This is a genomic window from Streptodolium elevatio, from assembly GCF_053592165.1.
This window is the reverse complement of sequence record NZ_JBSFVE010000003.1, coordinates 394,185-419,430: the sequence shown is the minus strand read 5'-3', so window position 1 is coordinate 419,430 and position 25,246 is coordinate 394,185. Positions and strand designations below refer to the sequence as shown.

Annotated in this window: 23 protein-coding genes and 1 pseudogene; 9 read left to right on the top strand and 15 right to left on the bottom strand. The window is 71.7% G+C overall.

Translation table 11 applies throughout. The features are described from left to right. Positions 1-205: 205 nt before the first annotated feature. Both ACWD12_RS09480 and nadE read left to right on the top strand, forming a co-directional pair. Positions 206-1,237: a carboxymuconolactone decarboxylase family protein gene (locus ACWD12_RS09480; RefSeq protein WP_450099020.1), complete on the top strand. Its 1,032-nt coding sequence runs from the start codon at positions 206-208 to the stop codon at positions 1,235-1,237. Between the two features lie 127 nt (positions 1,238-1,364). Then, on the top strand, positions 1,365-2,204 hold the full coding sequence (nadE, locus tag ACWD12_RS09475; RefSeq protein WP_450099019.1) for an ammonia-dependent NAD(+) synthetase: 840 nt from the start codon (positions 1,365-1,367) through the stop codon (positions 2,202-2,204). A gap of 15 nt (positions 2,205-2,219) precedes the next feature. Here the strand turns inward: nadE and ACWD12_RS09470 are convergent, their stop codons facing one another. The 5 genes from ACWD12_RS09470 to ACWD12_RS09450 all read right to left on the bottom strand — a co-directional run bounded on the left by ACWD12_RS09470 (position 2,220) and on the right by ACWD12_RS09450 (position 6,957). Next, a complete protein-coding gene (locus tag ACWD12_RS09470; protein WP_450099018.1) occupies positions 2,220-2,996 on the bottom strand; it encodes an ABC transporter ATP-binding protein in 777 nt (258 codons plus the stop codon). Further along, positions 2,993-3,997, bottom strand: coding sequence for a FecCD family ABC transporter permease (locus ACWD12_RS09465; protein ID WP_450099071.1), 1,005 nt, complete (start codon positions 3,995-3,997; stop codon positions 2,993-2,995). The genes ACWD12_RS09470 and ACWD12_RS09465 overlap by 4 nt, the downstream gene beginning before the upstream one ends. 98 nt (positions 3,998-4,095) lie before the next feature. Then, on the bottom strand, positions 4,096-5,061 hold the full coding sequence (locus tag ACWD12_RS09460) for a FecCD family ABC transporter permease (protein ID WP_450099070.1): 966 nt from the start codon (positions 5,059-5,061) through the stop codon (positions 4,096-4,098). 64 nt (positions 5,062-5,125) lie between these two features. Then, positions 5,126-5,953: a siderophore-interacting protein gene (locus tag ACWD12_RS09455; RefSeq protein WP_450099017.1), complete on the bottom strand. Its 828-nt coding sequence runs from the start codon at positions 5,951-5,953 to the stop codon at positions 5,126-5,128. Next, positions 5,950-6,957: an ABC transporter substrate-binding protein gene (locus ACWD12_RS09450; RefSeq protein ID WP_450099016.1), complete on the bottom strand. Its 1,008-nt coding sequence runs from the start codon at positions 6,955-6,957 to the stop codon at positions 5,950-5,952. Before ACWD12_RS09450 ends, ACWD12_RS09455 begins: the two co-directional genes overlap by 4 nt. Positions 6,958-7,064: 107 nt before the next feature. Between ACWD12_RS09450 and ACWD12_RS09445 the strand changes: the two genes are divergently transcribed. Genes ACWD12_RS09445 through ACWD12_RS09435 form a run of 3 tightly spaced genes read left to right on the top strand, consistent with a single transcriptional unit; the run spans position 7,065 to position 9,758 of the window. Then, positions 7,065-7,877, top strand: coding sequence for a helix-turn-helix domain-containing protein (locus ACWD12_RS09445; RefSeq protein ID WP_450099015.1), 813 nt, complete (start codon positions 7,065-7,067; stop codon positions 7,875-7,877). 58 nt (positions 7,878-7,935) lie between these two features. After that, entirely contained in the window at positions 7,936-8,970 is a 1,035-nt protein-coding gene (locus tag ACWD12_RS09440; protein ID WP_450099014.1) for an ATP-binding cassette domain-containing protein, read from the top strand. Beyond that, a complete protein-coding gene (locus ACWD12_RS09435) occupies positions 8,967-9,758 on the top strand; it encodes an ABC transporter permease (RefSeq protein ID WP_450099013.1) in 792 nt (263 codons plus the stop codon). The genes ACWD12_RS09440 and ACWD12_RS09435 overlap by 4 nt, the downstream gene beginning before the upstream one ends. On the opposite strand, the gene ACWD12_RS09430 is transcribed toward ACWD12_RS09435, so the two are convergent. The 5 genes from ACWD12_RS09430 to ACWD12_RS09410 all read right to left on the bottom strand — a co-directional run bounded on the left by ACWD12_RS09430 (position 9,736) and on the right by ACWD12_RS09410 (position 17,153). Further along, on the bottom strand, positions 9,736-12,876 hold the full coding sequence (locus ACWD12_RS09430; protein ID WP_450099012.1) for an ATP-binding protein: 3,141 nt from the start codon (positions 12,874-12,876) through the stop codon (positions 9,736-9,738). The genes ACWD12_RS09435 and ACWD12_RS09430 overlap by 23 nt on opposite strands. Before the next feature lie 46 nt (positions 12,877-12,922). Continuing rightward, entirely contained in the window at positions 12,923-13,231 is a 309-nt protein-coding gene (locus ACWD12_RS09425; RefSeq protein ID WP_358358238.1) for a GNAT family N-acetyltransferase, read from the bottom strand. Positions 13,232-13,336: 105 nt separating this feature from the next. After that, a complete protein-coding gene (locus ACWD12_RS09420) occupies positions 13,337-14,014 on the bottom strand; it encodes an ankyrin repeat domain-containing protein (protein ID WP_450099011.1) in 678 nt (225 codons plus the stop codon). A 9-nt stretch (positions 14,015-14,023) separates the two neighbouring features. After that, positions 14,024-15,847 carry a methyltransferase gene (locus ACWD12_RS09415; protein ID WP_450099010.1) on the bottom strand — a complete coding sequence of 608 codons (1,824 nt, stop codon included), beginning with the start codon at positions 15,845-15,847 and terminating at the stop codon, positions 14,024-14,026. 139 nt (positions 15,848-15,986) lie between these two features. Next, the gene (locus ACWD12_RS09410; protein WP_450099069.1) at positions 15,987-17,153 is read right to left on the bottom strand and encodes a 4-hydroxybenzoate 3-monooxygenase; all 1,167 of its coding nucleotides are present in this window, start codon (positions 17,151-17,153) and stop codon (positions 15,987-15,989) included. A gap of 464 nt (positions 17,154-17,617) precedes the next feature. On the opposite strand from ACWD12_RS09410, the pseudogene ACWD12_RS09405 reads away from it, so the two are divergent. Further along, a pseudogene (locus ACWD12_RS09405) lies at positions 17,618-17,809 on the top strand (MerR family DNA-binding protein); the annotation flags it as partial. Positions 17,810-17,928: 119 nt separating this feature from the next. Here ACWD12_RS09405 and ACWD12_RS09400 read toward each other — a convergent pair. From ACWD12_RS09400 to ACWD12_RS09390, 3 genes are all read right to left on the bottom strand, one after another. Then, the gene (locus tag ACWD12_RS09400; protein WP_450099009.1) at positions 17,929-19,515 is read right to left on the bottom strand and encodes an AMP-binding protein; all 1,587 of its coding nucleotides are present in this window, start codon (positions 19,513-19,515) and stop codon (positions 17,929-17,931) included. Between the two features lie 175 nt (positions 19,516-19,690). After that, positions 19,691-20,140, bottom strand: coding sequence for a nuclear transport factor 2 family protein (locus ACWD12_RS09395; protein WP_450099008.1), 450 nt, complete (start codon positions 20,138-20,140; stop codon positions 19,691-19,693). Between the two features lie 69 nt (positions 20,141-20,209). Next, positions 20,210-21,487 (bottom strand): phosphotransferase, encoded by a 1,278-nt coding sequence (locus ACWD12_RS09390; protein ID WP_450099007.1) that lies wholly within the window; start codon positions 21,485-21,487, stop codon positions 20,210-20,212. A gap of 90 nt (positions 21,488-21,577) precedes the next feature. Between ACWD12_RS09390 and ACWD12_RS09385 the strand changes: the two genes are divergently transcribed. Next, positions 21,578-22,102, top strand: a complete 525-nt coding sequence (locus ACWD12_RS09385) for a MarR family winged helix-turn-helix transcriptional regulator (protein ID WP_450099006.1) — start codon at positions 21,578-21,580, stop codon at positions 22,100-22,102. Positions 22,103-22,310: 208 nt separating this feature from the next. On the opposite strand, the gene ACWD12_RS09380 is transcribed toward ACWD12_RS09385, so the two are convergent. After that, entirely contained in the window at positions 22,311-22,793 is a 483-nt protein-coding gene (locus ACWD12_RS09380; protein ID WP_450099005.1) for a TrmO family methyltransferase domain-containing protein, read from the bottom strand. A gap of 41 nt (positions 22,794-22,834) precedes the next feature. Next, a complete protein-coding gene (locus ACWD12_RS09375; protein ID WP_450099004.1) occupies positions 22,835-24,226 on the bottom strand; it encodes a Tat pathway signal protein in 1,392 nt (463 codons plus the stop codon). Between the two features lie 160 nt (positions 24,227-24,386). On the opposite strand from ACWD12_RS09375, the gene ACWD12_RS09370 reads away from it, so the two are divergent. Both ACWD12_RS09370 and ACWD12_RS09365 read left to right on the top strand, forming a co-directional pair. Then, the gene (locus ACWD12_RS09370; RefSeq protein WP_450099003.1) at positions 24,387-24,590 is read left to right on the top strand and encodes a hypothetical protein; all 204 of its coding nucleotides are present in this window, start codon (positions 24,387-24,389) and stop codon (positions 24,588-24,590) included. A gap of 282 nt (positions 24,591-24,872) precedes the next feature. Next, positions 24,873-25,229, top strand: coding sequence for a PRC-barrel domain-containing protein (locus tag ACWD12_RS09365; RefSeq protein WP_358358283.1), 357 nt, complete (start codon positions 24,873-24,875; stop codon positions 25,227-25,229). Positions 25,230-25,246: the final 17 nt, after the last annotated feature.

The following is a 25,246-nucleotide window of genomic DNA, read 5'->3' as shown; positions in this document are numbered from 1 at the left end:
CGCCTACCATCGATTCACAATAGTGAACCATGAATTCACCATTTGGAACAACAGGGAACGTCAGGCCCTCCGGTGCACGACGAGGATCCGGGCCGGGGCGCCAAATCGCGGCAATGCGCCGGGATTTGGCGTCGGGCACGGGGTTGCGACCGCGGTTCGGAGTTGCGGTGTGCGTAGCGGCCGGAGCAGAGACCAGGAGCCCCAGATGACGAGTTGGCTGTCACGGACCACCCCCGCCGCGGTGGACTTTCCCGGCACATTGGGGCTGTTCCCGGCCCTGCGCACCAGCTATGGCGACTACTTCACGCGCTTGTGGGAGCCCCAGGTTCTCCCGGTCGTGATCACCGAGTTGTGCCGCCTGCGTATAGCGCAGTTGCACGAGTGCGACTCCGAACTGGCCGTACGCACGCGTCCCGCGGCGGACGCGGGTCTCTCCGAGGCCAAGGTCGCCCGCCTCGAACACGGCAGCGGCGACGGCGCGTTCGACGCCGCCGAGTCCGCGGCCCTGCAATACGCCGAGCAGTTCGTCATGGCCCCCGGATCCGTCACCGACGCGGAGCGCGGCCGGCTCACCGAACTGCTCGGCGAAGCAGGCCTGGTCGGGCTCGCGATGGCATGCGCGGTCTTCGACGGCTTCGCCCGCTATCAGGTCGTGCTCGGCACCCACGCGGAGGCCGACCCCGCTGCCGAACCCCACGTGGCGGACCTCCCGGGCCTGGACCCCGCGGCTCCAGCGACGCCGCCCCCGACCGACCCCACCGACCCCATCGCGGCCAGCCCGTTCGCCCTCCAGCCCGATCTTCTGGCGTCCTTCCTGCGGCTCTACGGCACGCTGTGGTCCGGCGGCACCGTCGACCACCCCTCCAAGGAGGTCGCCCGGCTGCGCAACGCCCGGGTCACCGACTGCCGCTTCTGCCGCGCGGTCCGCTACGACCAGGCCCGCCAAGCCGGTCTCACCGAAGACCTCGTGGCCCTCATCGACGACGGTTTCGAGGCCAGTGCCCTGGAGGAACGCCACAAGGTCGTCATCCGTCTCGCCGACGTCTTCCTCGGCAATCCGCACGGTGTCACCGACGACCTGCGTACCGACCTCCTGGACGCCTACGGCCCGGCAGGCACGGTGGAGCTCACCGCCGGACTCGCGCTGTTCATGGGCTTCTCCAAGATCGCGGTGAGCCTCGGCACCATCCCCGACAACCTCCCCGCGCAGATCCCGCTGCCCACGCCCACCCGCTGACCCGCACTGAGGTCCGCCGACACGTGCCGACATCTGCCGACACACCTCGGCATCCGTCGACCGGCCGTCCACCGAAGCCCGGCCACCGCCCCGGCCGGCCCGAAAATCGGGCCAGTACAGTACCGGGATGGCAAATCTCCGCGAGCAGATCGTCGCCGAGCTCGGCGTCAAGCCGACCGTCGTCCCCAAGGTCGAGATCCGGCGGCGCGTCGACTTCCTCAAGGCCTACCTGCGGTCGACCCCGGCCCAGGGCTACGTCCTCGGGATCAGCGGCGGCCAGGACAGCACGCTCGCCGGCCGGCTGTGCCAGCTCGCCTGCGAGGAGCTCCGCGCCGAGGGGCACGACGCGACCTTCGTCGCCGTCCGCCTGCCTTACGGCGTGCAGGCCGACGAGCACGACGCCCAGATCGCCCTCGGCTTCATCGGCCCCGACCGGTCGATCACCGTGAACGTGAAGCCGGGTGCGGACGCCGTCGCCGCCGAGACCGCCCGCGGTCTGCGGGTCGAGCTCGGCGACGACACCGTGCTGCGGGACTTCGTCCGCGGCAACATCAAGGCGCGTGAGCGCATGGTGGTCCAGTACGGCATCGCCGGGCAGCTCAACATGCTCGTCGTGGGAACCGACCATGCCGCCGAGGCGGTGACCGGCTTCTTCACCAAGTACGGCGACGGCGGCGTCGACCTCACCCCGCTGACCGGCCTGACCAAGCGTCAGGGCGCGGCGCTGCTCCAGGAGATGGGCGCGCCGGACAGCGTCTGGAAGAAGGTGCCCACCGCCGACCTCGAGGACGACCGGCCGGCGCTCCCCGACGAAGAGGCACTGGGCCTGACGTACGCGCAGATCGACGACTACCTCGAAGGCGCCGACGTCCCGCCGGAGGTGGCCGCGAAGCTGGAGTCGACGTACCTGGCGACCCGGCACAAGCGGGCGCTGCCCACCACGCCCCTCGACACCTGGTGGCAGTGACCCGGGCGCTGCGGCTCAGGCGGTCGGCACGACCATCGGCGTCCCGGTGACGGGATCCGGCACCACGAGGCTCGGCAGGCCGAACACCTCGTCCATCAGCGCGGCGTCCACGATGTCGCCGGGCGCCCCCTCGGCGCACACCCGGCCGTCCTTCATCGCCACGATGTGGTCCGCGAACCGGCACGCCTGATTGACGTCGTGCAGGACCGCGACGATCGTGCGCCCGTCGTCGCGCAGTCGGGCGAGCAGGCGCAGCAACTGGTACTGGTGCGCGAGGTCGAGGAAGGTCGTCGGCTCGTCCAGCAGCACGTACGGGGTCTGCTGCGCGAGCACCATGGCGATCCAGACGCGCTGGCGCTGCCCGCCGGAGAGCCGGGCGACCGGGCGGTCAGCCAGGTCCCGCACGCCCGCCGCGTCCATCGCCTCGTCGACCGCCCGTATGTCGGCGGCGGTGCGGACGGAGAGCAGCGAGCGGTGCGGGAAGCGTCCGCGGTCCACGAGCTGGCGTACGAGGATGTTCTCCGGGGCCGCCAAGTCCTGGGGGAGGAAGGCCATTTCCCGGGCGATGTCCTTGGGGCGGCAATCGTGCACGTCGCGCCCGTCGAGCAGCACCGCCCCCGTGGACGGCCGCAACAGGCGTACGAGCGCCCGCAGCAGGGTCGACTTGCCGGACGCGTTGGCGCCGATGATCGCGGTGAACGCCCCGTCGGGGAGGGCGAGGGTGAGGTTCGCCGACACCGTGCGGTCGCCGTACGTGAGGGTGATGTCCTGCGCGGTCAGGCGTGCGGTCACGATCGTTTGACTTCCTTGAGGAGCAGCAGCAGGAGGTACGCGCCGCCGATCGCGGTGGTCACCACGCCGACCGGCAGCGTCACCGGCGCGAGCACGGTCTGCGCGACCAGATCGGCGCTCAGCAACAGGACGGCTCCGGTCAGCGCCGCGGGGACGAAGTGGATGCCCGGCGACCGGGTGACCGCACGGCCGAGGTGCGGGGCGGCGAGTGCGACGAACGCGATCGGGCCGGTGATCGCGGTCACGGTGGCCGTGCAGCCGGCGCCCGCGACGACGGCCAGCAGGCGGTGCCGGTTGAGGCGGACGCCCGACGTCACCGCGATCGCGTCGCCGAGTGCGGCCTGTTGGGTCGCCCGCGCGTTGAGCACGAGCAGCACCGCGAGCACGGCGGCGACGACGAACGCCACGTCCAGGTCGGCCCAGTCCACGCCGTTGAGCGAACCGATGTTCCACATCTCGGCGGCAATTGCGATGTCCAGGTCGGCGCGCAGGATGATCCACGAATTGACCGCGGTGAGCATGGCGTTCACCGCGATGCCGATGACGATGAGCCGGTGGCCGCCGAAGCCGGAGCGCGTGGAGAGGGCGAGGACCACAGCCGCGGTCAGCAGGCCTCCCACGACGGAGCCCGCCGCCGTCGAGACGGTGGATCCCTCGATCACCACCATCACGGTGAGCGCGCCGGTGTAGGAGCCGACGTCGAGCCCGATCACGTCCGGGCTGCCCAGTTCGTTGCGCGTCAGGTTCTGGAACACCGCCCCGGCGCAGCCCAGCAGCGCGCCGAACAGGCAGGCCGCGACGACGCGGGGCAGGCGCCACTCGCGTACGACGACGGACAGGTCGCCGTGCCCGGCGAGGGCGTCGGCCACGTCGAGCGGGTTGCTCCAGGTGTCCCCGCGGCACAGGCCGGCCGCGGCGAAGCCCAGGAGCAGCACCAGCAGCACGCCCAGTCCGCCGATCGCGCGGGGCTCGACGCCGAGGGCACGGCAGGCCCGGGTGATCGGCCCGGGGCGGTACGCCGCCTGCGGCTGCGCGGCCTTGCCCGGCTCCGGTGCGTGCGGGGCCGCGTCGGCCGCCGGGAGCGTCCGCGTCGGCCCGGTCACAGGGCACTCCCTTCGTAGCGCCGCACGGCCCAGATGAGGACCGGAGCGCCGAAGAAGGCGGTGACCACGGCCACCGGCACCTCTCCGGTCGGCAGCAGCAGTCGGCCCGTGACGTCGGAGGCGAGCAGCAGCACCGGCCCGAGAAGCGCGCTGTACGCCAGCAGCCACGGCACCGACCCGCCCGCGGGGCGCCGCACGATGTGCGGAACCATCAGGCCCAGAAAGGCGATCGGCCCCGCGACGGCGGTCGCGGTGCCGGCCAGCACGGTCACGACGGCGAGTACCGCGACGCGAGTGCGGACCACATGGGCGCCGAGGCCGTGCGCGACGTCCTCGCCCAGGGCGAGCGTGTTGAGCGCCCCGGTGAGCAGGAACGCGCCGATCAGCGCGCCCACGATCAGCAGTACCGGCAGCAAGAGCGGCACCTGTTCGCGGCCCGCGAGGGAGCCCACGCTCCAGAAGCGGTAGTGGTCGAAGGCGTCCGGGTCCAGGATGCGCAGCGACAGCGAGACGCCGGTGAGCACGGAACCGAGTGCGACGCCGGCCAGCACCAGCCGCAACGGCGACGTGCGGCCGACGGCGTGGACCACGACGCCCGCGACGAGCGCCCCGGCCAGCGCCAGCGACACCTGTACGTCCTGGCGCCCCGCGATGCCCGTCGTCGCGCCGACCGTCACCGCGAAGCCCGCGCCCTGGGTGATCCCGAGAAGGCCGGGCTCCGCCAAGGGGTTCCGGGTCAGGGTCTGGGTCAGGGCCCCGGCCACACCGAGCGCCGCGCCCACGCAGATCCCCAGGACGGTGCGCGGGACCCGGATGTCACGGATCGTCAGATCGGTGTCACGCCCTGCGGGATCGGTGAGCGCGCGCCAGACGTCGCCGAGCGGTATCGACCGGGCGCCCAGGGCGAGGCTGAGCCCGCAGACCACCGTGAGCAGGGCGACGAGGCCGACGAGCAGCAGGATCTTGCCCGGGGCGGCCTCCGGAGCCGGCTCGGTGCGCGGGACTTGCCGGGTCTCGGGGACCTCTTCAGTCTTCGAGTCCGGCGACACCGCGCCTCCAGTACCCGGTGAACAGGGCGTCGAGGCGGTCCTTGGCCCACGCGCGCAACGGCTTGATGTCGTCGGCCTCGCCCGCCGCGAACAGGAAGACCCGTCCGGCGGGGAGCGGCAGTTCGCGCACGGTGCCGGCGAGACCGGACGTGTCGCCGCGGGTCAGCCAGACCACCTCGACGCCCGGGCGCTCGGCGAGCGGGTACCGGTGCTCGTCGCGATGCCCGGTCTCGACCACGAGGTGCGCCGACACGTCCCGCGGGGACTCCTCCAGCCACCGTGCCGCGGCCGGCAGCGCGGTGGTGTCGACGGCGAAGACGTAGTGGTCGTAGTTGTGCGGGAACGCCTTGGCTCCGGGCGGCCCGGCGATCGCGACGTCGTCGCCGGGTTCGGCGGCGACCGCCCAGTCCGAGGCCACCCCGCCGGGGTGCACGACGAAGTCGATGTCCATCTCGCGGGCCCCGGCGTCGTACCGCCGCGCCGTGTACCGGCGGCTGACCGGCGACGGCTTCGGCCAGGTCAGCGACTGCTCGTCGTCGGGCACCGGCAGGCGCAACGTGCCGTCCGGGTCCGGGAAGACGATCTTGAAGTGGTCGTCGCACTGGTAGGAGTGGAAGCCTTCGAGACCCGGGCCGCCGACGGTGAGGCGGAGGATCGACGAGGTCACGTACTCCTTGCGCAGCAGCGTGACGGTGCGGATGTGGATCGGGTAGCCGATCTTGGCGATGCCTTCGCCGTCCGCGTGGTGGGCGGCGACGCGCGGGCCGGGGTTGTCGCGTTCGATGAGCACGGCGGATCCGATCACTTGGCCAGGAGAGGGGCGAGGGCCTGGTCCACGGAGTCGAGCGTGCGCTGCGCCTGCGCGTACGTCGCCGCCGCCGTGTACCGGATCGGGTAGGCCTTGCCGGCCTTGACCGCGGGCAGGTTCTTCCACAGCGGCGAGTCGAGCACGTACTGCACGCCGGCGCTCGGGGTGCCGTCGTCCTGGACCGTGTACGTGATCACGTCCGCCTCGCCCAGGCTGGCGGGCAGCTCCTCGATGGACGGCGTCTCCGAGACCGCGGACGAACCGCCCGTGTCCTTCTTGACCTGGCCGTAGTAGTTCAGGCCGATGTCCTGCGCGATGTTGGTGCCCCACGAACCGGCGAACTCGCGCTGGAAGGTGCCCTGCGAGGTCTCGTTGTACGCGCCGAGGTGGCCGAACTTGAGGCCGCCGACGGCGCCCGCGTACTTGGCCTTCAGCTCCTCGGTCCGCTTCTCGTACGCCTTGCGGGTCTCCTCGGTGTGGCCCGCGCGTCCCGCGGCGTCGGCCTGACGGGCCGACAGTTCGCGCCAGGCGGACGGCAGGCTGGGGCCGATCGCGACGACCGGCGCGATCGACTCCAGGCGCTTGAGGTCGATCTCGCCGAGCACCGGCTTGGGCACGCCGATGATGATGAGGTCCGGCTTCGTGGCGGCGATGGCCTCGTAGTTGGTCTCCTTGGCCGTCGCGCCGCCGATCTTGTGGAGCTTGTCGTAGTCGGTCCGCTCCTGAGGGGTCATCAGCCCGAGGCCGCGCGGCCAGGTGGATATGCCGACGAGCGGGGCCTTCGCCTCGATCAGCACCGGCACCGCGTACCCGGTCGCGACCACGCGCTTGGGGTCGACCGGGATGGTGATCTGCCCGTTGTCGGCGGCGACCACGCGCGTCGCGCCCTTGCCCCCGCCCGCGTCGCCGTCGGAGTCGGACCCGCAGCCCGCCAGGAGCGCGGCCGCGGTCACGGTGGCCAACCCGGCCGAGACGATTCGGAGCGGCGGACGAACGGACATTTGGTTTCCTTTGGGTCGAACGGCGGTCAGGCGCCCCCAATCGGTCGGCGCGGCCAACTTAGGCTAGCCTCACCTGAGTCTTGGCGGTTGTCCGGAAAGGTCACCTGATGTCGATCAGAGGACAGGACGTGGGCGGCGATCCGATCGCCTGCGACGCGTTCGGGTATGGCCTCGGACGGCCCGCGGGCATCCTGGTCCTGCTCTACCGAGCGGACGGGCCCATGGGATTCGGCGCCGTCCGCCACGACCTGCTCCACCAGCTCTACTGGTCGCCGGACGGAATGCTCTCGGCGGTGTACGGCGGCCGCTCCTGCTTCACCGCGCCGGGCGAGGCCTTCTGGGCGGAACGCGGGGTCAGCCACGAGGTGCGCGCCCCCGACCGGCAGACCGTCTACCGCCTGTGCCTGCGCGAAGTGCCGGACCCCCTGGCCGGGTTCCGCCGCGGCCACGTGGCGGTCGGCGCGCGGGCGACGCGCCTCGTCCAGGAGATCGCCACCCCCGGGTACGACGAACGCCTGGCGCTGGAGGCCCGCGGGCGGATCCTGTCCGACCTCGCGCCGATCACCCCGGACGTCGCCGCGCAGTGCGCGGACGGCAAGGGCTTCGCCCGCGCCGTCGCCCGAGCGATGAGCCACAATCCGGCCGACCCGACCCGCCTCGACGAGTGGGCGGAACAACTGCACATCAGCGCCAAGACCCTCCAGCGGGACTTCGTACGCGAGTTCGGCATGTCCTTCAGCCGGCACCGCACGACCCTGCGGCTCCGGGCGGCCCGCGCCCTGCTCGTCGTCGAACCGGTCTCCGTGGTGGCCCATCGCGTGGGGTACTCCAGCGTCTCGGCGTTCGTCGTGGCGTTCGCGAAGGAGTACGGATCGCCGCCCGGCCAGTACTCCCGCGCCCGCCTCGCCTCGCCGGTCTGAAGGCCGCTGAAACCGCGGTGAAACCGCACTGAACCGCCTCGGGCGCAGGCTCGGCGGCATGACCACAACGACCGGCGAACCCGCGATCGCGGCCACAGGGCTGCGCAAGGCGTACGGCAGCAAGACCGTCCTCGACGGCATCGACCTCCACGTCCCGGCCGGCACCGTCTTCGCGTTGCTCGGACCCAACGGCGCCGGCAAAACCACAGCCGTGCAGATCCTTTCCACCCTCATCGGCGCCGACGCCGGAGAGATCCGGGTCGCCGGCCACGACCTGGCCGCCGACCCTCAGGCGGTACGCGCCGCGATCGGCGTCACCGGGCAGTTCTCCGCCGTCGACAACCTGATCACGGCCAGGGAGAACATGCTGCTCATGGCCGACCTGAACCACCTTCCGCGCCGCGAGGGCCGCCGGGTCGCCGAGGAGTTGCTCGGCCGGTTCGACCTGGCGGACGCGGCCGGCAAACCGCCGATCACGTACTCCGGCGGCATGCGCCGCCGCCTCGACCTCGCCATGACCCTGGTCGGGCGGCCCCGGATCATCTTCCTCGACGAGCCGACCACCGGCCTGGACCCGCGCAGCCGCCACAACATGTGGCAGATCATCGGAGAGCTGGTGACCGGCGGCGTCACCGTCTTCCTCACCACGCAGTACCTGGAGGAGGCCGACCGGCTCGCCGACCGGATCGCCGTGCTGAACGACGGGAGGATCGCCGCCGAGGGCACCTCCGCGGAACTCAAGCGGCTCGTCCCCGGCGGGCACGTGCGCCTGCGGTTCGCCGAGCCGTTCGCGTACGAGAACGCGGTCGACGCCCTGGGCGAGGTCACCCGGGACGACGATTCGCTGTCCCTGACCATCCCCAGCCGCGGCAGCCAGCGCGAACTGCGCGGCATCCTCGACCGGCTGGACGCCGCCGGGGTCGAGGCGGACGAACTGACCGTGCACACGCCCGACCTCGACGACGTGTTCTTCGCACTCACCGGCCACCCCGCCGCCCCGGGCGGTGATCCTGTCGACCCGGTCGGCGCGGTCGATCCTGTCGACCCCGTAGAAGAGGCTCCCTCCGCCGACCGCAGGGAGACCGTCCGATGAGCCCGCTGTCCCTGACCGTCCGCGACTCGACCACGATGCTGCGCCGCAACCTGCTGCACGCCCGGCGCTACCCCTCGTTGACGCTCAACGTGCTCCTCACTCCGGTCGTGCTGCTGCTGTTGTTCGTGTACGTCTTCGGCGACACCATGAGCGCCGGCATCACCGGCAGCGTCGACCGCGACGTGTACGTCACCTACCTGCTGCCCGGCATCCTCGTGATGACCATCGGCGGAACCGCGCTCGGCACCGCCGTGTCGGTGGCCGGCGACATGTCGCAGGGCATCATCGACCGGTTCCGAACCATGGCGATCTCCCGCGCCTCGATCCTCGTCGGGCACGTCGTCGGCGCGGTGCTCAAGACGCTGATGTCGCTGGCGTTCGTGCTGGCCCTGGGGCTCACCATCGGATTCCGGCCGGAGGCCGACACGTTCGACTGGATCGCCGCCGTCGGCGTGCTCACGCTCGCGAGCCTGGCGCTCACCTGGATCGCCGTCGCGCTCGGCATGGCCAGCCCCACTCCCGAGGGGGCGAGCAACAACGGGCTGCCGCTGATGCTGCTGCCGTTCCTGAGCAGCGCGTTCGTACCGCTGGACGCGATGCCGGGATGGTTCCGGCCCATCGCCGAATACCAGCCTTTCACCCCGGTCATCGAGACGCTCCGCGGTCTGCTGCTCGGGGACCCGATCGGTGCGAGGAACGCGGTCCTGGCCCTGGCGTGGTGCGTCGTCCTCAGCGTGCTGGGCTACCTCTGGTCGAAGACGCTGTTCAACCGCGAGCCGCGACGCTGACGCCGCGCAGTTCCCGTGCCGCCGTGGCCTCCAACTCGGGGCGGGACAGGGCGGCGTACGCCGAGACCGCCTCGGCGTACCCTGCCGCGTCCACCCGCTCGGCGAACCGCCGCCCCACGTCGGCGGAGAGCGACGGGAACTGCCGGTGCACGTGCAGGTGTTCGGCGAGCACCACCAGGCGTACGCCGGCCGCGTCACCCTCGGCCAGAACCGCAAGACCGACCGCCAGCAGCGCGGTCCCGGCCGCCGGCAGCCGCAGGTGGCGGTTCTCGAGCACCGGCTGCGACAACAACGGGTACAGCCAGGAACGCAGTTCGCGTGCCGTATCGGCGACCGCGTCGACCCTGCCGTGCAACGCGTGCGCCGCCACCGCCGCGGACCGCACCTCCACCGACCACACCTCGGCGAACGGGTCGTCGACGGTGGGCAGGTCGTCCGCGCGGACCCGTTCGACGGCCTTCCGCCACAGGCCGAGCCCGGCCTCGGTCAGGTTCCGGGCCAGGGCGATCTCGGCGCGCGAGGCGAGGTCCGGACTGAAGACCAGGGAGACATCCCGCGGCTGGTCCAGTGCCGCCAACTCCAGCCAGTGCTCCGCCTCTTCCACCTCGCCGCGCTGCACGCAGGCGAGCGCGAGCGCCCAGCGGAAGCCGATCGAGTCGGACCAGTCCCCGGACCGGTTCAACACGTCCACGGCGTGCCGCAGGTGCCGGTACGCCTCCTCGCCGCGCCCGGTCTGGAGGCACAACTCGCTGACGCGGCCGAGCCCGAGCATCTGCGTCGCCGGGTTCCGCAGCGGCGAAAGCGCGGTCAGCATCCGGCGGGACGCGTCCAGCGCGGCGTCCACGTCGTGCGCGTACTCCCACAGATAGCTGGCGAAGCAGTCGGCGACGCCCTGGAGGAGCGGCGCGTCGGACGCGCACAACTCCCGCAGGCGGGTGAAGTCGGGTGACCGCAGCTCGGGCAGCGCACGCAGCATCAGGTCGAGAGCGTGCACCAGGGTGTCCGGCGCAGGCGGGGGCAGCCTGCGCAGGGTGACCAACTGCCGTACGGCACGCGGTCCGGAGAGCATGAACAGGCTCACCGTGCACACCGCCGCCGCGCTCCGGACCGGTTCGACGTCCTCCGGCCCCGGCCGGAAGTGGGACAGCGGCGGTCCGGTGTCCGCGGCGAGCGCCGCCAGCCGGGCGAAGTTGTTGTCCGACGCCCACAAGGAGGCGAGCACGGCGGCGACGGCCGCGATGGCGGGGCCGTCCGACCGCGCGAGGGCGTGCCGCAGAGACAGCACGAGGTTGTCCTGCTCGGCTTTGATCAGCGCCCACGCGTCCCACGGGTCGGCGGTGAACAGTGTGTCGTGCCGGGCCCTCCCGAAGTCCCGGGCCCAGTAAAGGAATCGCGTGGTGACGTCGTCGTCCTCGCCCGCCTCGGCACGGCGGGCCGCGCTGAACTCGCGCACCGCCTCCAGCATGTGGAAGCGCACGCCCACGGATGTGTCACCGGCCTTGATCAGCGACTGGTCGGCCAACTGCGCCAGCAGCGACAGCGCGTCGGCGCCCAACACATGCTCCGCGGCGTCCCCGGTGAACCCGCCCGGGAACACCGAGAGCATGCGCAACGCGGCCTGGCCGTCCGGGTCGAGCAGGTTCCAGCTCCACTCGACCACGGCGAGAAGGGTGCGGTGCCGCTCCGGAGTGTCCCGGGCACCGCCGCGCAGCAGCGCGAACCGGTCGCGCAACCGCTCGGCGATCTGCGGCACGGACAGCACGCGGACCCGGGCGGCGGCCAGTTCCACCGCGAGCGGCAGGCCGTCCAGCCGGCGGCAGATCGCCCCGACCGGTTCGTCCGGCAGCTCCGCGTCCGGCCGTGCGGCGCGGGCCCGCTGCCGGAACAGCTCGACGGTCGAGGCGGCGTCGAGTTCGGGCAGCGCGTACAGGGATTCGGAGGTCAGCCCGAGCGGTGCCCGGCTGGTGGCGATGACCCGCAGATCCGGTGAGCGCGACACCAGCGCCCGGACCAGGTCGGCGGCGCCGCGCACGACATGCTCGCAGTTGTCGAGCACCAGAAGTGCCGGGCCGGGACCGAGGGCGCCGATGATGCCGTCGAGGTCGGTGACCGGAAGCGCGAAGTGCCTGGCCTTGCCGACCCCGAGCGCCGAGGCCACCTCACCGGCCACCTCGTCGTCGGCGGTGACGCCGGCGAGCGGGACGAAGCACACCGTCCGCTGCTCTGCCGCGCGGCCGACCGCGTGCGCGATGCGGGTCTTGCCGATTCCGCCGGGGCCGATGACCGTGGTCACCCGGGCGCTGCGCACCAGGTCGGCGATCGCGGCGACGTCGGCGTCCCGGCCCACCAGCGGGTTCGGCTCGTGCAGGACGCCGTGCCGGACGATCGGCGCCGTGCCGCGCAGCAACTCCTGGTGCACGGACTTGACTTCGTCGCCCGGATCGGCGCCGAGCGCGTCGCGCAGGGAACGGCGGTAGGTGTCGTACCGGGTGAGCGCGGCGGCCGGACCGACGGCGGACGCCTCGCAGCGCAGCAGCTCGGCCAACACCTCCTCGTCCCGCGGAAGTTCGCGGGCAAGGCCGACGAGCGGGGCGATGGCCTCGGCCCGTCGTCCGAGCCGGGCGAGGGCCAGCGCGCGGGAGCGTACGAGCGTGCGATGCGCGGCGGAACGCGCGGCTCGCAGCGCCGCCACCGGATCGTGCAGGTCCTCGTCGGCCGCGGGCGCCACCACCCCGTCCCACAACGCGAGCCCGGCCTCCGCCTCGGCCAGCGCGCCGACGTGGTCACCGGCCGCCGCCCGGGCCTCGCCGCGTGCGGCGTGCATCAGAAGTGCGGAGCTGTCGACCTCCTCCGCGGCGAGGGCGAGACGGTACCCGGCCGCCGTACCGACGATCAGTCCGGCACCGACCTGCGCCCGCAATCGGGAGACCAGCACCTGCACGGCCTTGCCGGGCCGCTCCGGCAACACATCGGGCCACAGGCCCTGGACCAGTCGCCCGGTGCTGCACCCCGCTCGCAGGTCCTCGGCGAGCAGCGCAAGAAGCCCGCGCAGCCGCGGCGCGGTGATTTCCCGGCCCCGGTAGGCCACGCGCGTCAGCAACGTCAGCTCGGTGGTCACCTTTGCAGACTAACCAGCGGCTCGAAGGTGGCCGGGTGTACGCCGGTCAGTCCGTGACCCTGCTCCGCGACTTGTACACCACGTCCTGATAGTCGGGATGCCGGGCGATCCACCCCGCATAGAACGGACACGTCGGCAGCACCGCCAGACCCGCCGTGCGCGCCTCGTCCAGCGACGACCGCACCAGCGCGGCACCGACGCCCTGGCCCTCGTACTGCGGCTCCACCTCGGTGTGGACGAACGCGATCACGCCCTTGGACCGGATGTACTCGGCCACCCCGGCGACCTTGCCGTCGATCCGCGCTTCGTACCGGTTCTCGGCCGCATTGTCGGTGACCTCGATGACGCTCCCCATTGACGCTCCTCCGGTCGGTGGTGAGGCAGCGCGCGCACACAGCTGTACGCACTGATCACCATTGTTCACGACTCGGATCGTCGACGACTCGGGCCGACCCGCCGATCAGCCGGGCGGGGACGGTGTGGGGCGCCCGATGTTGTCGAGGATGGCGAGGAGGCCGCGTGCGGGCTCGGGGGATTGCGTGGTCAGGTAGCCGGTCAGGTACACGCGTACGTTCGTGTGCTCGCGCGACGCGACCTTGCCCGAGCCGGCGTACACCGAGATCCATTCGCCGGTCGCGTCGGCGTCGGCGCCCGCGTCGACCAGGGCCCGGAACACGGCCGTCAGCCCGGTGACGTCGCCGGCGCTCAGTTCGGCCCACCGCCGGTACCGCACACGGAACACCGCCCACCACAGCACCGGCCGCCCGGAGTCGGGGTGCGGAGCGGTGACGTCCGCACCGCGTTCCAGCATGAGCTTCAGGACCGCCAGACTGTCGGTGGCCGCCGCGGGGTTCCGGCCCAGCGCGCTCGCGACCGCGGCCTCGACCGCATCGTTGACCACCGGCTGGCGATTGTCGATCCCGGGGGCTTCGATGAAGTTCACGTCCGCGCCGCGGTCGAGCAGCAGGCGGGCGATGTCGTACCGGCCGGTCTTCAGGGCGACGCCCAGCGGCTGCTGCCCGGCGTCCTTCTTCGGCGGGGGCTTGCGTACGGCGGCCACCAGCGCGGGGTTCTTGTCGAGCAGCGCGGTCACCACGGCGATGTCGCCGTGGCGTATCGCCCGGAACAGCTTCTCCATCCGGAGACACTAGGCGTTGTGCCCGGTTGACGTGGCTTCGTCGCGCGCGGACGGGAGATGGGCCGGAGCGTCCGCCTTGCGCGCGTGCAGGACGCTGGCTCCCAGGGGGAGAGGGGAATCCTCGACGAGGCGCAGCCCGGCGGCGGCGAGCAGACGCGCGTAATGGTCGGCTCGGCGCTCACGGCCACCGACGTTGCACATCATGTGGAGGTCCCACGCGGTGGCCAGCGACGGCGAGCCGTCGGTCGGCAGCAGGCGCTCGATGATGAGGAGGTCGGCGTCCGCGTGCATGGCACCGGAGCAGTGGCGCAGGATCTCCTCGCAGCGCTCGTCCTCCCAGTCGTGCAGGACGCGTGAGAGCACGTAGACGTCGCCGCCTGCGGGTACGTCCGCGAAATCACCCGCCTGGAAGGTGCAGCGTTCGTCGAGGCCGGACGCCGCGAAGGAGCCGCGGGCGGACTCGACGACGTGCGGGCGTTCGAGGAGGACGCCGCGCAGATTGGGGCGCGCGGCCAGCAGGCGGCGCAGCAACTCGCCCGTACCGCCCGCGACGTCGACGACCGTCCTGGGCTTGGGGGCGGCGTCGGCCGCGGCGATGACGGGGTGCATGGGGAGCGGGTCGAACATGCGGGCGCTCGCGGCCATGGACTGGTCGAAGCGGGCGGCCAGTTCGGGGTGGCGTACGAAGTAGTCGAAGTGGTTCTCGCCGAAGAGGTGCTCGAAACCGGTGAGTCCGGTCCGTACGGCTTCCGTGAGCAGGGCGAACGACTGGTAGAAGGGACCGCCGTACATGAGGGCGAGCGGACGCATCGAGCCGGGGGCGTCGGTGCGCAGCAGCCTGCCGAGCGCGGTGAGCCGGAAGCCGTCGGACTCCGCGGCCACCACACCCAGCATGGCGAGGTAGCGCAGCAGCGTCGCCAGGTTCCCGGGGTGGGCGTCGACTTCCCGGGCCAGCGCGGCGACTTCGATGCCTGTGTCGGTGTCCATGGACTCGCACAGCCGCAATTGCGCGCAGGCTGCCAGCGCCTGGGTCGTCCATGCGCCGGTCAGGAGGCGCAGCAGTGTCTCGGCGGGCTGCCGGGCCTGGTGGTCCTCAAGGTGCGCGGCAAGCACCTGGCGGTGGTCGCCGCGCGCGTACAATTCGAGCCTGCGATACCCGGCCTTCGAGTCCGCGGGGGCGGTGAAGTAGAAGACCGTGCCGTCCTCGTGCGGGTTGTAGCCGCCGCCGTCGGCCACCGCGCCGTGCCGGACCAGCATCGACCACAGCCCGCGCAGCACCAGCGGATCCGGCCGTTCGACCTCGAACGCGAGGTGCGCCTCGTGATCCCGGTCGCGCTCGTGCGCGGCGATCTCGGCAAGGTCCGAGCAGGGCGGGACGGCGAGTACGAACACCTCGACCGCACGCTGTTCGCCCTCGGGGCCGGAGACGGCGGGGCGCAGGATCCCCACGTCGAGGTCCGCGGCGTCGCGGCGGTGCCGGGAGGCCAGGCGTTCGCGAACGACCACACTCGGCTGCGGTGCCGCGTCTGCGTCGAGGCCGTGCGCGGCCAGTTCGGTGCGCAGCGCGGGTAAGTCCGGGGGAAATACGAGGAGTCCGGCGTGCGCGAAGCGGCAGCGGTCGACCAGTGCACGCAGTTCGAGGCCGTCGAGGCCGGGCAGGAGCAGCGCCAGCAGCGTGGTCGTCTCCTGATGGCGGACGAAGTCGATTGCGGCGCTCAGCCGGGCCGCGTCGTCGCGGGTAGTCGGCGGCGCGGTGTGCAAAGGCGGCGCGGTGTGCGAAGGCTGCGGCGTATGGGTGGACAGCGGGGACGGTGAGGTCGTTTGCGTGGTCATCGCGAAGAGGTCCTTATAGCTGGGCAATAGCTGAGCAATATCTGGGCACATCAGTACATTTCGATACCGCGCGGGTCGAAAATGGGCGTGGCTTGCCGCCCGGTGGCGACGCCGTACCGGCACGGACGCCGCGGCGCCCTCAGACGCCGACGTAGTTCTCGGCGAACCAGTCCTGATGGGTGCGTGAGGTCCGCAGTGACTCGATGCGCGCGCGGCGCAACTGGTCCTGGAACAGCGCCTCGTCGTCCGATCCCGGCGCGCGGTGCAGCAGCCGGATCATCCAGTGGGAGAACTCCTGCGCGCGCCAGATGTACGCGAGGCACTGTGCCGAATAGCGGTTCAGGGACTCGGGGTCGGCCTTGGTGAGGTCGTCGACGAGCGCGCGAGCAAGGATCTCGGCCTCCAGCACCGCGAGGTTCGCACCCTTCGCGGCTGACGGACTGATCAGACTCGCCGCGTCGCCGACCAGGAACAGCGAGCCGTGACGCAGCGGTTCGAGGACGTCCGACTCCAGGTCGACGACGGCGCGCTGCACGATGGGCCCGTGCCGCAACGCCCCGTAGTCCGCCGCCCGCATCCGCACCGTGAGTTCGTCCCAGATGCGATCGTCCGGCCATGCGTCCGGCGAGGTGCCGGGCGCACATTGCAGGTAGTACCGCGTGGTCTCCGGCGTGCGGGCCATGTGCCCGGCGAGACCACGCGGGTGCAGCGCGTAGCCCACCGCGTCGAGGCTGGGCGGCGCCTCGGCGAGTACGCCCAGCCACGACACCCCGTGGTTGCGGTGATGGCGGCGTACCGCCCCGGGCGGGATCGAACGCCGTGCCGCCCCGTGCCGGCCGTCGCACCCCGCCACGTACCGCGCGTCCCATCTGCCCGGACGGCCGTCCGCGTCGCGCACTTCGACCCACGGCCGCGTGCCGTCCGCGTCGCGTACGGCCACCGCCTCGGCCTCGAAGAGGATTTGCCCGCCGGCGTCCAGGTACTGCGCGAGCAAGTCGGTGACCAACTCCTGCTGCGGGTAGACCGTGTGCCGTTCCCCCTGGCCGAGCCGGCTGTAGTCCAGGCGGAACCGGGCGTCTTCGGTACGGAACTCGCAGACGCTGTGCTCCCGGCCGCGGCTGCGTAGCCCGGCGTCCAGCCCGTTTCGGGCGAGGACCCGCGCGGTGTTCGCAGCCAGGAACCCGGCCCGCGCGCGCGTTTGCACATGCTCCCGTGTCGCGCGCTCCAGGATCACGCACCCGATTCCGCTGCGCAGCAAGAGATTTCCGAGAACCAGTCCGGCCGGTCCGGCGCCGAGGACGACCACGTCTGCGGTGTTCCTGCCGGCCCGGGCAGTGTGGCTATCTGTCACGGGACTGGATGCTAGCCACAGTGAACTACCCAACTGGTTAGATCTCACCCGATTGCGCTGTTCCGTCAGCAATTTCTGCCAAGCGAGCCGCTCGCGGTGTACGGAGTGTCCGTCCGGCCGGGTGGTCAGGCGGGTGGTGAGGCGAGAGGGGAACCGGATGAATCGGCCGGCGTGCGGGGTTGTATCCGGCACCCGGGTTCAGGTTTACCGTCGAAGGACCGGCCGGGCGACGGGCCCGGGCGTTGTGTACCGATGACCCGGGCGGCTCGTGCCGAGGACCCGTGGCACTCCCGGCGGAAGGAGCGGCGCCATGACGTGGGTACCGCAGTCGTGCACGTTGCCGACCGAGGAGCAGCCTTTGCGGGTCGCCGAGTTCGACGCGCTGTTCGCGGACGCGCTGCGTCTACCCGCCCGACGCGTTGGCGCTCCTGCGGGTCGTCAAGGCCGCCCAGCGCCTCGGGTTCACCTTGGACGAGGTCGCCGAGCTGCTGGAGGCAGGCGGCCGGCACCACGGAACCCGCCGTGGCGACCGTGACGGGCTCCAGGCCCGCGCCGCGGCGAAGCTCGCCGAGATGGACGCGAGGATCGCCGACCTGCACGTCATCCGCACGGCCCTGGTGCAGGCCGTCGACGCCGGCTGCGACGACCTGGCGGTGTGCGCGACCAGCGACTGCTGCCCCTGCCCTTCCCCGCGCTTGCCCGTGACCGGTCCCAGGGTGGGGGAGCCGCGTCAGCCGGACCGTGACGGTGTCCACGGCAACGCCGCGTACGTGTCGCGCAGCCGGTACTTGAGGACCTTGCGCAACGTGTCGTTGCGCGGCAGCGCGTCCACGACCTCCAGTTGCTCCGGGATCTTCTGCGCCATCAGCCCGGCTTGGCGCAGGTGCCCGGCCATGGCGGCGAAGTCCAGGTCGGTCGTGCCCGGGCGGCGCTCCACGACGGCGCAGACGCGTTCCCCGCGTTCGGGGTCGGGCAGGCCGATCACCGCCACGTCGGCGACGCTCGGATGCGTGAACAGCACGTCCTCGATCTCGCGTGCCGAGATGTTCTCGCCCTTGCGGATGATGATGTCCTTGAGGCGGCCGGTGAGCGTGAGGTGTCCGTCCGCGCGCAGGTGCCCCAGGTCCCCCGTGCGGTAGAAGCCGTCCTCGTCGAACGCCCCGGCGTCCAGGGCGGCGTCGGTGTAGCCCTTGAACACGATGGGTCCGCGCAGCCGGACCTCACCCTCCTCGCCCGGTCCGGCGATTGTGCCGTCGGCCCGTACGACGCGTACGTCGAGTCCGTCCGAAGGAGCGCCTTCGCTGTGGGTGAGTTGATCCTCGGTGTCGGAGGGCGCACCTTGGGCGATCTGCGGGACCTCGGTCATGCCGTAGCCGTGGCAGAGCACCGCACCGAGTTCGTCGCGCACCTCGCGGAACAACTCCGGCGGCTTGGGCGCGCCGCCGCCGGAGACGATGCGCAGCGTCGGAATGATCCGCTCGCCCGGCTGCTTGCGCTGCTCGGCCAGGAACGCGAGGTAGAAAGCGGTCGATCCGCCGACCATGGTGACGCCGAGGCGCCGGTACACGGGGATTGCGGCGACCGGGTCGAAGTGCTCGACGACGACGGCCGGAAAGCCGGTCATGAGCACGGTGTTGAGGTAGTTGGGCCCGGCGATGTGGGCGTACGGGAAGGCGATCGAACCCACGTCGTCCGGTGTCATGGCGAGCGCGGCGGCCAGCGCCTCGCCGCCCGCGAGGAGCGTGCCGTCGGTGTGGCGAACACCCTTGGGATCAGAGGTGGTTCCGGACGTGTAGTACAGCCAGCGCACGTCCGTTCCGTCGGCCGGCGCCGGCGCCGGGGGCAGGGCGGCCGGATCACCTTCGGGCAGGGCGTCGTACGCGGTGAGCACGCGCGGCGGGGCGGGCATGTCCGCGGCCAGGGCCCCGCCCATCGCGGTGAAGTCGAAGCCGCGCCACGAGCCCGGTGTCAGGAACACTTCGGCGCCGGTCTGGCGTAGGCAGAAGCCGACTTCCTTCTCCCGGTAGAACGGGATTACGGGGTTCTGCACCGCGCCGAGCCGGGCGAGGGCGAGCGAGACGACGATCGACTCGACGCGGGTGGGCAGTTGCCAGGTGACCCGGGTGCCCGCCCTGATGCCGAGCGCGCGGTACCCGGCGGCGACGCGCTCGGCCCAGTCGCGTACTTCGCGGAAGGTGAACGACCGGCCGTCCGGGTCGAGCAGCATCGGCACGTCGGGCGACGCGGCCGCCCGGCGCTCGACGAGCTCCCACAGCGTGGCCGCACCGGCGATGCGCGCGGCGGGGTGGTCGGGCAAGGTTCCTCCTGGTCAGAGGGTGAGGTCACGGCCGACGCGCCGCAGCCGACCGGGGTCGGCCGGGCCCGGCCGGTGACGGTCGCCGCACCGCCGCCGGCCGGTCGCCGCGGACACCACAGGGGTCACGTGCACCACGGGGATCTCGTACACCCGGAGGTGGCCGGCGCGGGCGCGGTCAGGCGTCCGCGCTCTGCGCCTCGTCGCCGATCACCGAGTCGACGGTGATCCAGTCCGGCGGCATGATCGGCGGGGTCTTCCAGAAGATGTCGAGCTTGGTGATGAGCCCTTCCTCGTTCAGCTCCATGTGGTTGGCGAACCGCATGGCGAGGGGCTCCTCACCGGGCGCGTACGTGATGATCTCGACGGCCTCGTTGAACGCGTGGCGGCCGTCCGCGCTCAGGAACGTGAAGCGCGACTGGAGTTCGTGGGTCTGCGTGCGGCCGATGACGCCGGTGAGGAACGAGAGGTACGCCTCCTTGCCGCGGCAGGTGTCCTCCTCGTTGTCGCGCATGCCTATGCGTACGAAGTCGTCGGCGAGGGCGGACGCCACGAGGTCCCAGTCGTGGCTGTCGACGCCCTTCCAGAAGTTCGCGACGGTCGTCGCGCGCTCGTCGTGGTTGCTCATGTGAGTGACCCTCTCTCAGGTTCTGTCCCCAGCCGCTCTGGGTGCTCCGGACTTCCCGGTGACAGTGCGTCAGAAGACGTCTTGCAGGCGGTGGTGCGTCGTCATGGCCGAGCCGGCCGGACCCATGAGCTGGTGGGCCCGCCATAGGCGGCGGTGGAACAGCGGTACCAAGTCCGCGTCGTGGGCGCCGTCGTCGGCGATCACGAAATCCTCCAGTGCCGCGTCGCCTTCCTGCCAGGTCCGGGGACGGTGCCCGAGCAGCGCGGCGAGGTCGTCGAGGTCCGCTTCGGCGCACTCCCGGCCGATCGCGTCGAACCGCTGGAGGTGGCGGGCGAGTCGGAAGAGACGGCGCATCTCGTAGTCGCCGGAGCGCAGCGAGTCCACCAGGTGCCGGGTCGGCACCGCCACGGCACTCGCGGAGGACGCGTCCGCGTCCGGGAGTTCGGGCGCCGCCAAGGGGATCCCGAGGTAGTCCGCCAGCGCCTCGACCGCGAACAGGTTGGTCTCGTTGCACCACTGGAGGTTGGTCATGTAGTCCGAACCGGGCGGCGGGTCGGCGAGCGCCGAGTGGAAGGCCAGCGCGTTGGTGAGCGTGAAGGCGAAGTGGTGGTGCGCTATCGCCTCGGGGTCCACGGGGGTGCCGGACAGTTCCTCGTACTTCGCGTACATGCGGCGGAAGTCGCCGTACCCGATGATCGTGTCGCGCATCCGGTACGCCGCGAGGTCCATCAACGGGTCGCCGATGTGCGCGAGTTCGAGGTCGAGGACGGCCGTGACGCGCTGCCCGTCGTGGTGGAACTGCCCGGAGTCCCAGACGATCACCGACTCGCGGCCGCGGGTGTCCAGCGGGTGGCGGCGCAGCCAGCCGAGGCAGAACTCCATGAACGGGTCGGGCCGCTTCTTGGACGCCCGGTACCAGTCCCGGTAGGCGCCCATCCCGTCGCGCCGCACCCCCGCCTCGGCGAACGGAGCCACGTCCAGCGCGTGCAGGTCGGCGAGGATGCGCAGGTAGTCGTCCATCACCGCATCCCGCTGCGCGTCGGTGCAGCCGGCGAAGTCCGGCTGCCCGCCGACCCGGTCGATCACGAACGCGCGCGGGTCGTCGATCCAGCCGTGCACCCCGGCCACCCGTACGCCGCGCTCGTGCATCAGCCGCTGGGCGAGCATCTCGTGCTCCAGCGGGAACACGCCCGGGTAGTCCGTGCGGTCCCCGCGTACGCACAACTCCAGAACCCCGCCGTCGCGGACCACGTCGGCGAACCACACCGGCCGCCACCGCCCCTGCCGCTCCAGCATCTCGACGCGGCCGACGTTGCCCTCGAGCCACTCCCGCACACGGTTCTCCATGGCCGTCACCGAAGCATAGTTGCGCCACTCATGCAACCATTTCTAGACTGCCTCCGCCGGGCGACCCGGCCACCGACCCCGGGAAGGCTGATGACGGACAAGACCCCGCACACCGGCACGCGGCCGCGGCTCAGCGAGACCTCCATCGCGGACGGCAACGCCCAGGGCGAGTGGCTGCGCGCCGTGATCCCGTCGCTGCGCGACCTGGTCCGGACCTCGCGCGACGACCGGCTCATCGAACGCGTCGGCCGCGAGGCGGGCGTACGCGTGCCCACCCACCTGCTGCTCGCGCTCACCCGCATCGGCGACTTCCAGCCCGTACGCCTGTCCGACCTGGCCGACCAGATGGGCATCGGCCGCACCACCCTCAGCCGCCAGGTCACCGACCTGGTCGCCGCCGGACTCGTCGAACGCACCCCCGACCCGGCCGACGCCCGCGCCGCCACCCTCGAACTCACCCCCGCGGGCACGGAGACCCTGCGCCAGATCTGGGACGCCTGGGGCAGCCTCATCGCGGACATCACCAACGACTGGCCCAACCTCGAACGCGACCTACTCCCCGAACTACTCAGCCGCCTGGCCCAAGGCCTCCAAACCCTGGCCGAGGACCTCTAGTGCTGTGGCCGGGAAGGTTTGCCGGTTCCTGGTGTTCGGTGCCGTGCATCGCAAGGCGCAGGCCCGAAGCTCGTACTCGGTCGTACTCGCGAGGGCCTGCAACGCGGCGAGGTGGGGTGCCGGGCGCCGGGAACCGGTGAACCTTTCCGGTCACAGCACTAGTGACGCCGGGACCATGCTGGTGGGCGGCACGCGTGCTGGGCGGGGGTCAACTCGGCTTCGGGGCGTAGTAGTCGCGCAACATCTCGGTGGGCCAGGCGGGTTGGTGGACGTCGCCGCGGGGACCCATCTCCTGGAACCAGGGCTTGACGTCGATCACCGGGGTCCCGTCCACCGCGTCGAGGTCTTCGACGTGGAGGTCGAGGCCGTCGACCGCGAGGAGGCGGCATCGGGAGACGCCGAGCCAGTTCTGCCGCCGCATGTTGCGGTGCGCGAAGATGCCGCTCGGCGGCCAGTCGGGATTGTCGCGGGGCCTGCGCGCACCGGGGTGCAGGTCGGCGGGGTCGGTCAGGTGGAAGCGGAACACGACCTCGAGGTGCGAGAACTCCGCCAGCCCGGCCACCGAGTCGACCGGGAACGAGTCGTCGATGCGGATGATCGCGCGCGTCCCGCCCCAGTAGTCGTCCGTGGGTTCGATCCTGCCGCCCACCACGTGCGCGACTGCGGTGATCTCGAACGTCTCGCGGTCCATGGGGTCCCCTCGGGCTGGTCTCGCCGCCCGGAGGACCGCCGCTAGATGGTGCGGGTCAGGTACTCGGCGGCTCGGGTGTCGAGTTCCGAGACGAGTCTGACGCCTCGTCGGCGGAACGGCGACAGTGCCCGTCGCATGTCGACGACGGTCTGGCGGGTACGGCCCGAGCGGATGCCCTCCATGTTCTCCAGCGCGCGGGTCCATGTGGCGCACGCTTCCTCGATGGCGCCGCCGGATGCCTGTATGGAGCCCAACAGGCCGAGGGTCACGGCGTGCGTGCGGCGGAAGGCCGCCCCGTTGCGCGTGCGTACGCTCCGCCGGAACTCGGCGACGGCGCGCTTGCCGTCACCGGCCGCGGCGAGCGTACGGGCGGTCTCGTGGGCAAGGCTCGCCTCGCCGAAGAAGAAGACACGGTGCGGTTCTTCGATGCCGGGGGAGGCCCGGGCAAGGTCGTCCTCGGCACGCAGCAGGGCCGCCGCGGCCGCCCTCCTGTCGCCGGTCGCGGCGAGCGCACGGGCGTGCACGACGCCGAGGAGCGCCTTCTCCCGCGGAGTTGCCAGGCTGTACCGGTGGCCTTCGACGGAAGCCGCCGCGAGGCCAAGAGCCTCCTGGTGATGGCCCAGTTCGAGCGCCTGGTGGGCCATCGCGCGCAGCACGTGAGCGGCCATCGGCGGGTCGTCGGCCATCGCGGCGAGCTTCACCGCGTTGGTGAAGTACGGCTGCGCCACCGCATGTTGCGCGTTGTCGAACGCCGTCCAGCCCGCGAGGTACGCGAGTTCGCCGGCCGCGGAGAACATGTCGCGTCGGACCTGCTCGCTGGTGAACCGTCCGGCGAGGTACGTGCATACGTCCGACTGGAGATAAAGGACGAGCGCGCGTCGTCCGTGACCGCCGCCGTGCCGCTGGTCCATCTGCGAGAAGAACGCGGTCGTCTCCCGGACCGCGTCCACGTCGCCCCGACCTGCCGTATAGCCGCTCCCCGCATCCTGCTGCGGCGCGCGGGCGGCGTGCGCCGTCCGCTCCCACCAGTCGCCGTGCGGCAGGGCGAGGGCGGCGGCCGCGTACGCGGATCCCGCCAAGACTTGCCGGCGCTCCAGGTCCACGTCGAGTCTCCCGAGATCGGCCAGAGAGGTCACGGCGTCAGCGTGCCAGCTCGTCGCACCTGCGGAGGCGGAAGTCCCGTTCGCAAAGCCCGCTTCGGTGGCGGTGACCGCGCGTCCGAGCCGCCGCGACAACGCCTCGCAGATGAATGCCGTCACCGGCCCGGAAGGCCGCGTACCGCCCACCCAGTGGGCCACCGCGGACTTGTTGGTCTGGAGCAACTCGCCGTTCTCCGCGGCCACTCCGCGCACGGCCCGGGCGAGCGCGTCGTACGTCCAGCCTGCCTGCGCAATGGCCTCCGCGAGGCGTCTGTTGGGTTCCCGTCCGGTCATGGCCCCCGTCCTCAGGGTTAAACCCGTTAAACCTCCTGCGGCCGCCTCCACCGTACCCACGGTCCGCGGCGCTCTGTTGACTGAACGTGATGCGGTTTGTGCGCTCGTGTGGCCGTGCGGTCGTGCGCTCGTGCGGTCGGAGCTTAGGGAGGGCAGCGGAATGGGCGAGGACAGCACGGGAGTTGCGCCGGTCCCGGGGGAGATCGTGGACACGGTGTACGGACGCCAGCGCGTGACCGCCGTGATCGACATGCCGCTGATCGAACCCACCATCTACCTGCGCCCGGAGCGCGGCGGCCAGGAATGGTCGGTCCCCGTAGCGCAGTTCGCCCGCGTGAGGACCGACCACAGCGACACCCCCTAGCCGTACCGGCCCGCATCCCCGATAGGCCAGTCGGCGAAGTACGGCGATCCCGGCACCACTTGGTCCCTCCGCGCATCATCCGGGCCACCCGCGCCGACAGAGCCCCAGTCCACGGCACGTGTCCGACATTCCCGAACAGTGGCCGCCCGGGCCTCACGCCGACCCGCGAAGCCGCGAAACGCACCGCCGCGCCGTGCCTGCATGGCCGAATTCCGGGCATCCGCGCAACAGGACGCGAAATGGGAAACCCGCAGGCAAGCCGCCGTGGGATAAGGAGTCGGGATGATCCAGATAGCGGATATCCGCGAGTGGCGTACGCACGATGTCATCGACGCGAGTGGCCACAAGATCGGGGAGCTGGAGTCGGTCTACGTGGACACGAGCACGGACGAACCGGCGATGGCCACTGTCAAGGTCGGGCTGCCCACCCGCCACCGCCTCGTCTTCGTCCCTCTCGCCGACGCCGTTGTAGGGCCCGGCTACGTGAAGGTCGCCCACGCCAAGTCACTGGTGAAGCGGGGACCTTCGATCGGCACCGACGACGTCCTGCCTGCCGAGGACGAAGCGTCGGTGTTCCGGCACTACGACCTGCCGTACAAGCCGGGGGCCGACGGCGAGCGGCAGCTCGCCCGCCGCTGAGCCCGCATCGACTAGGG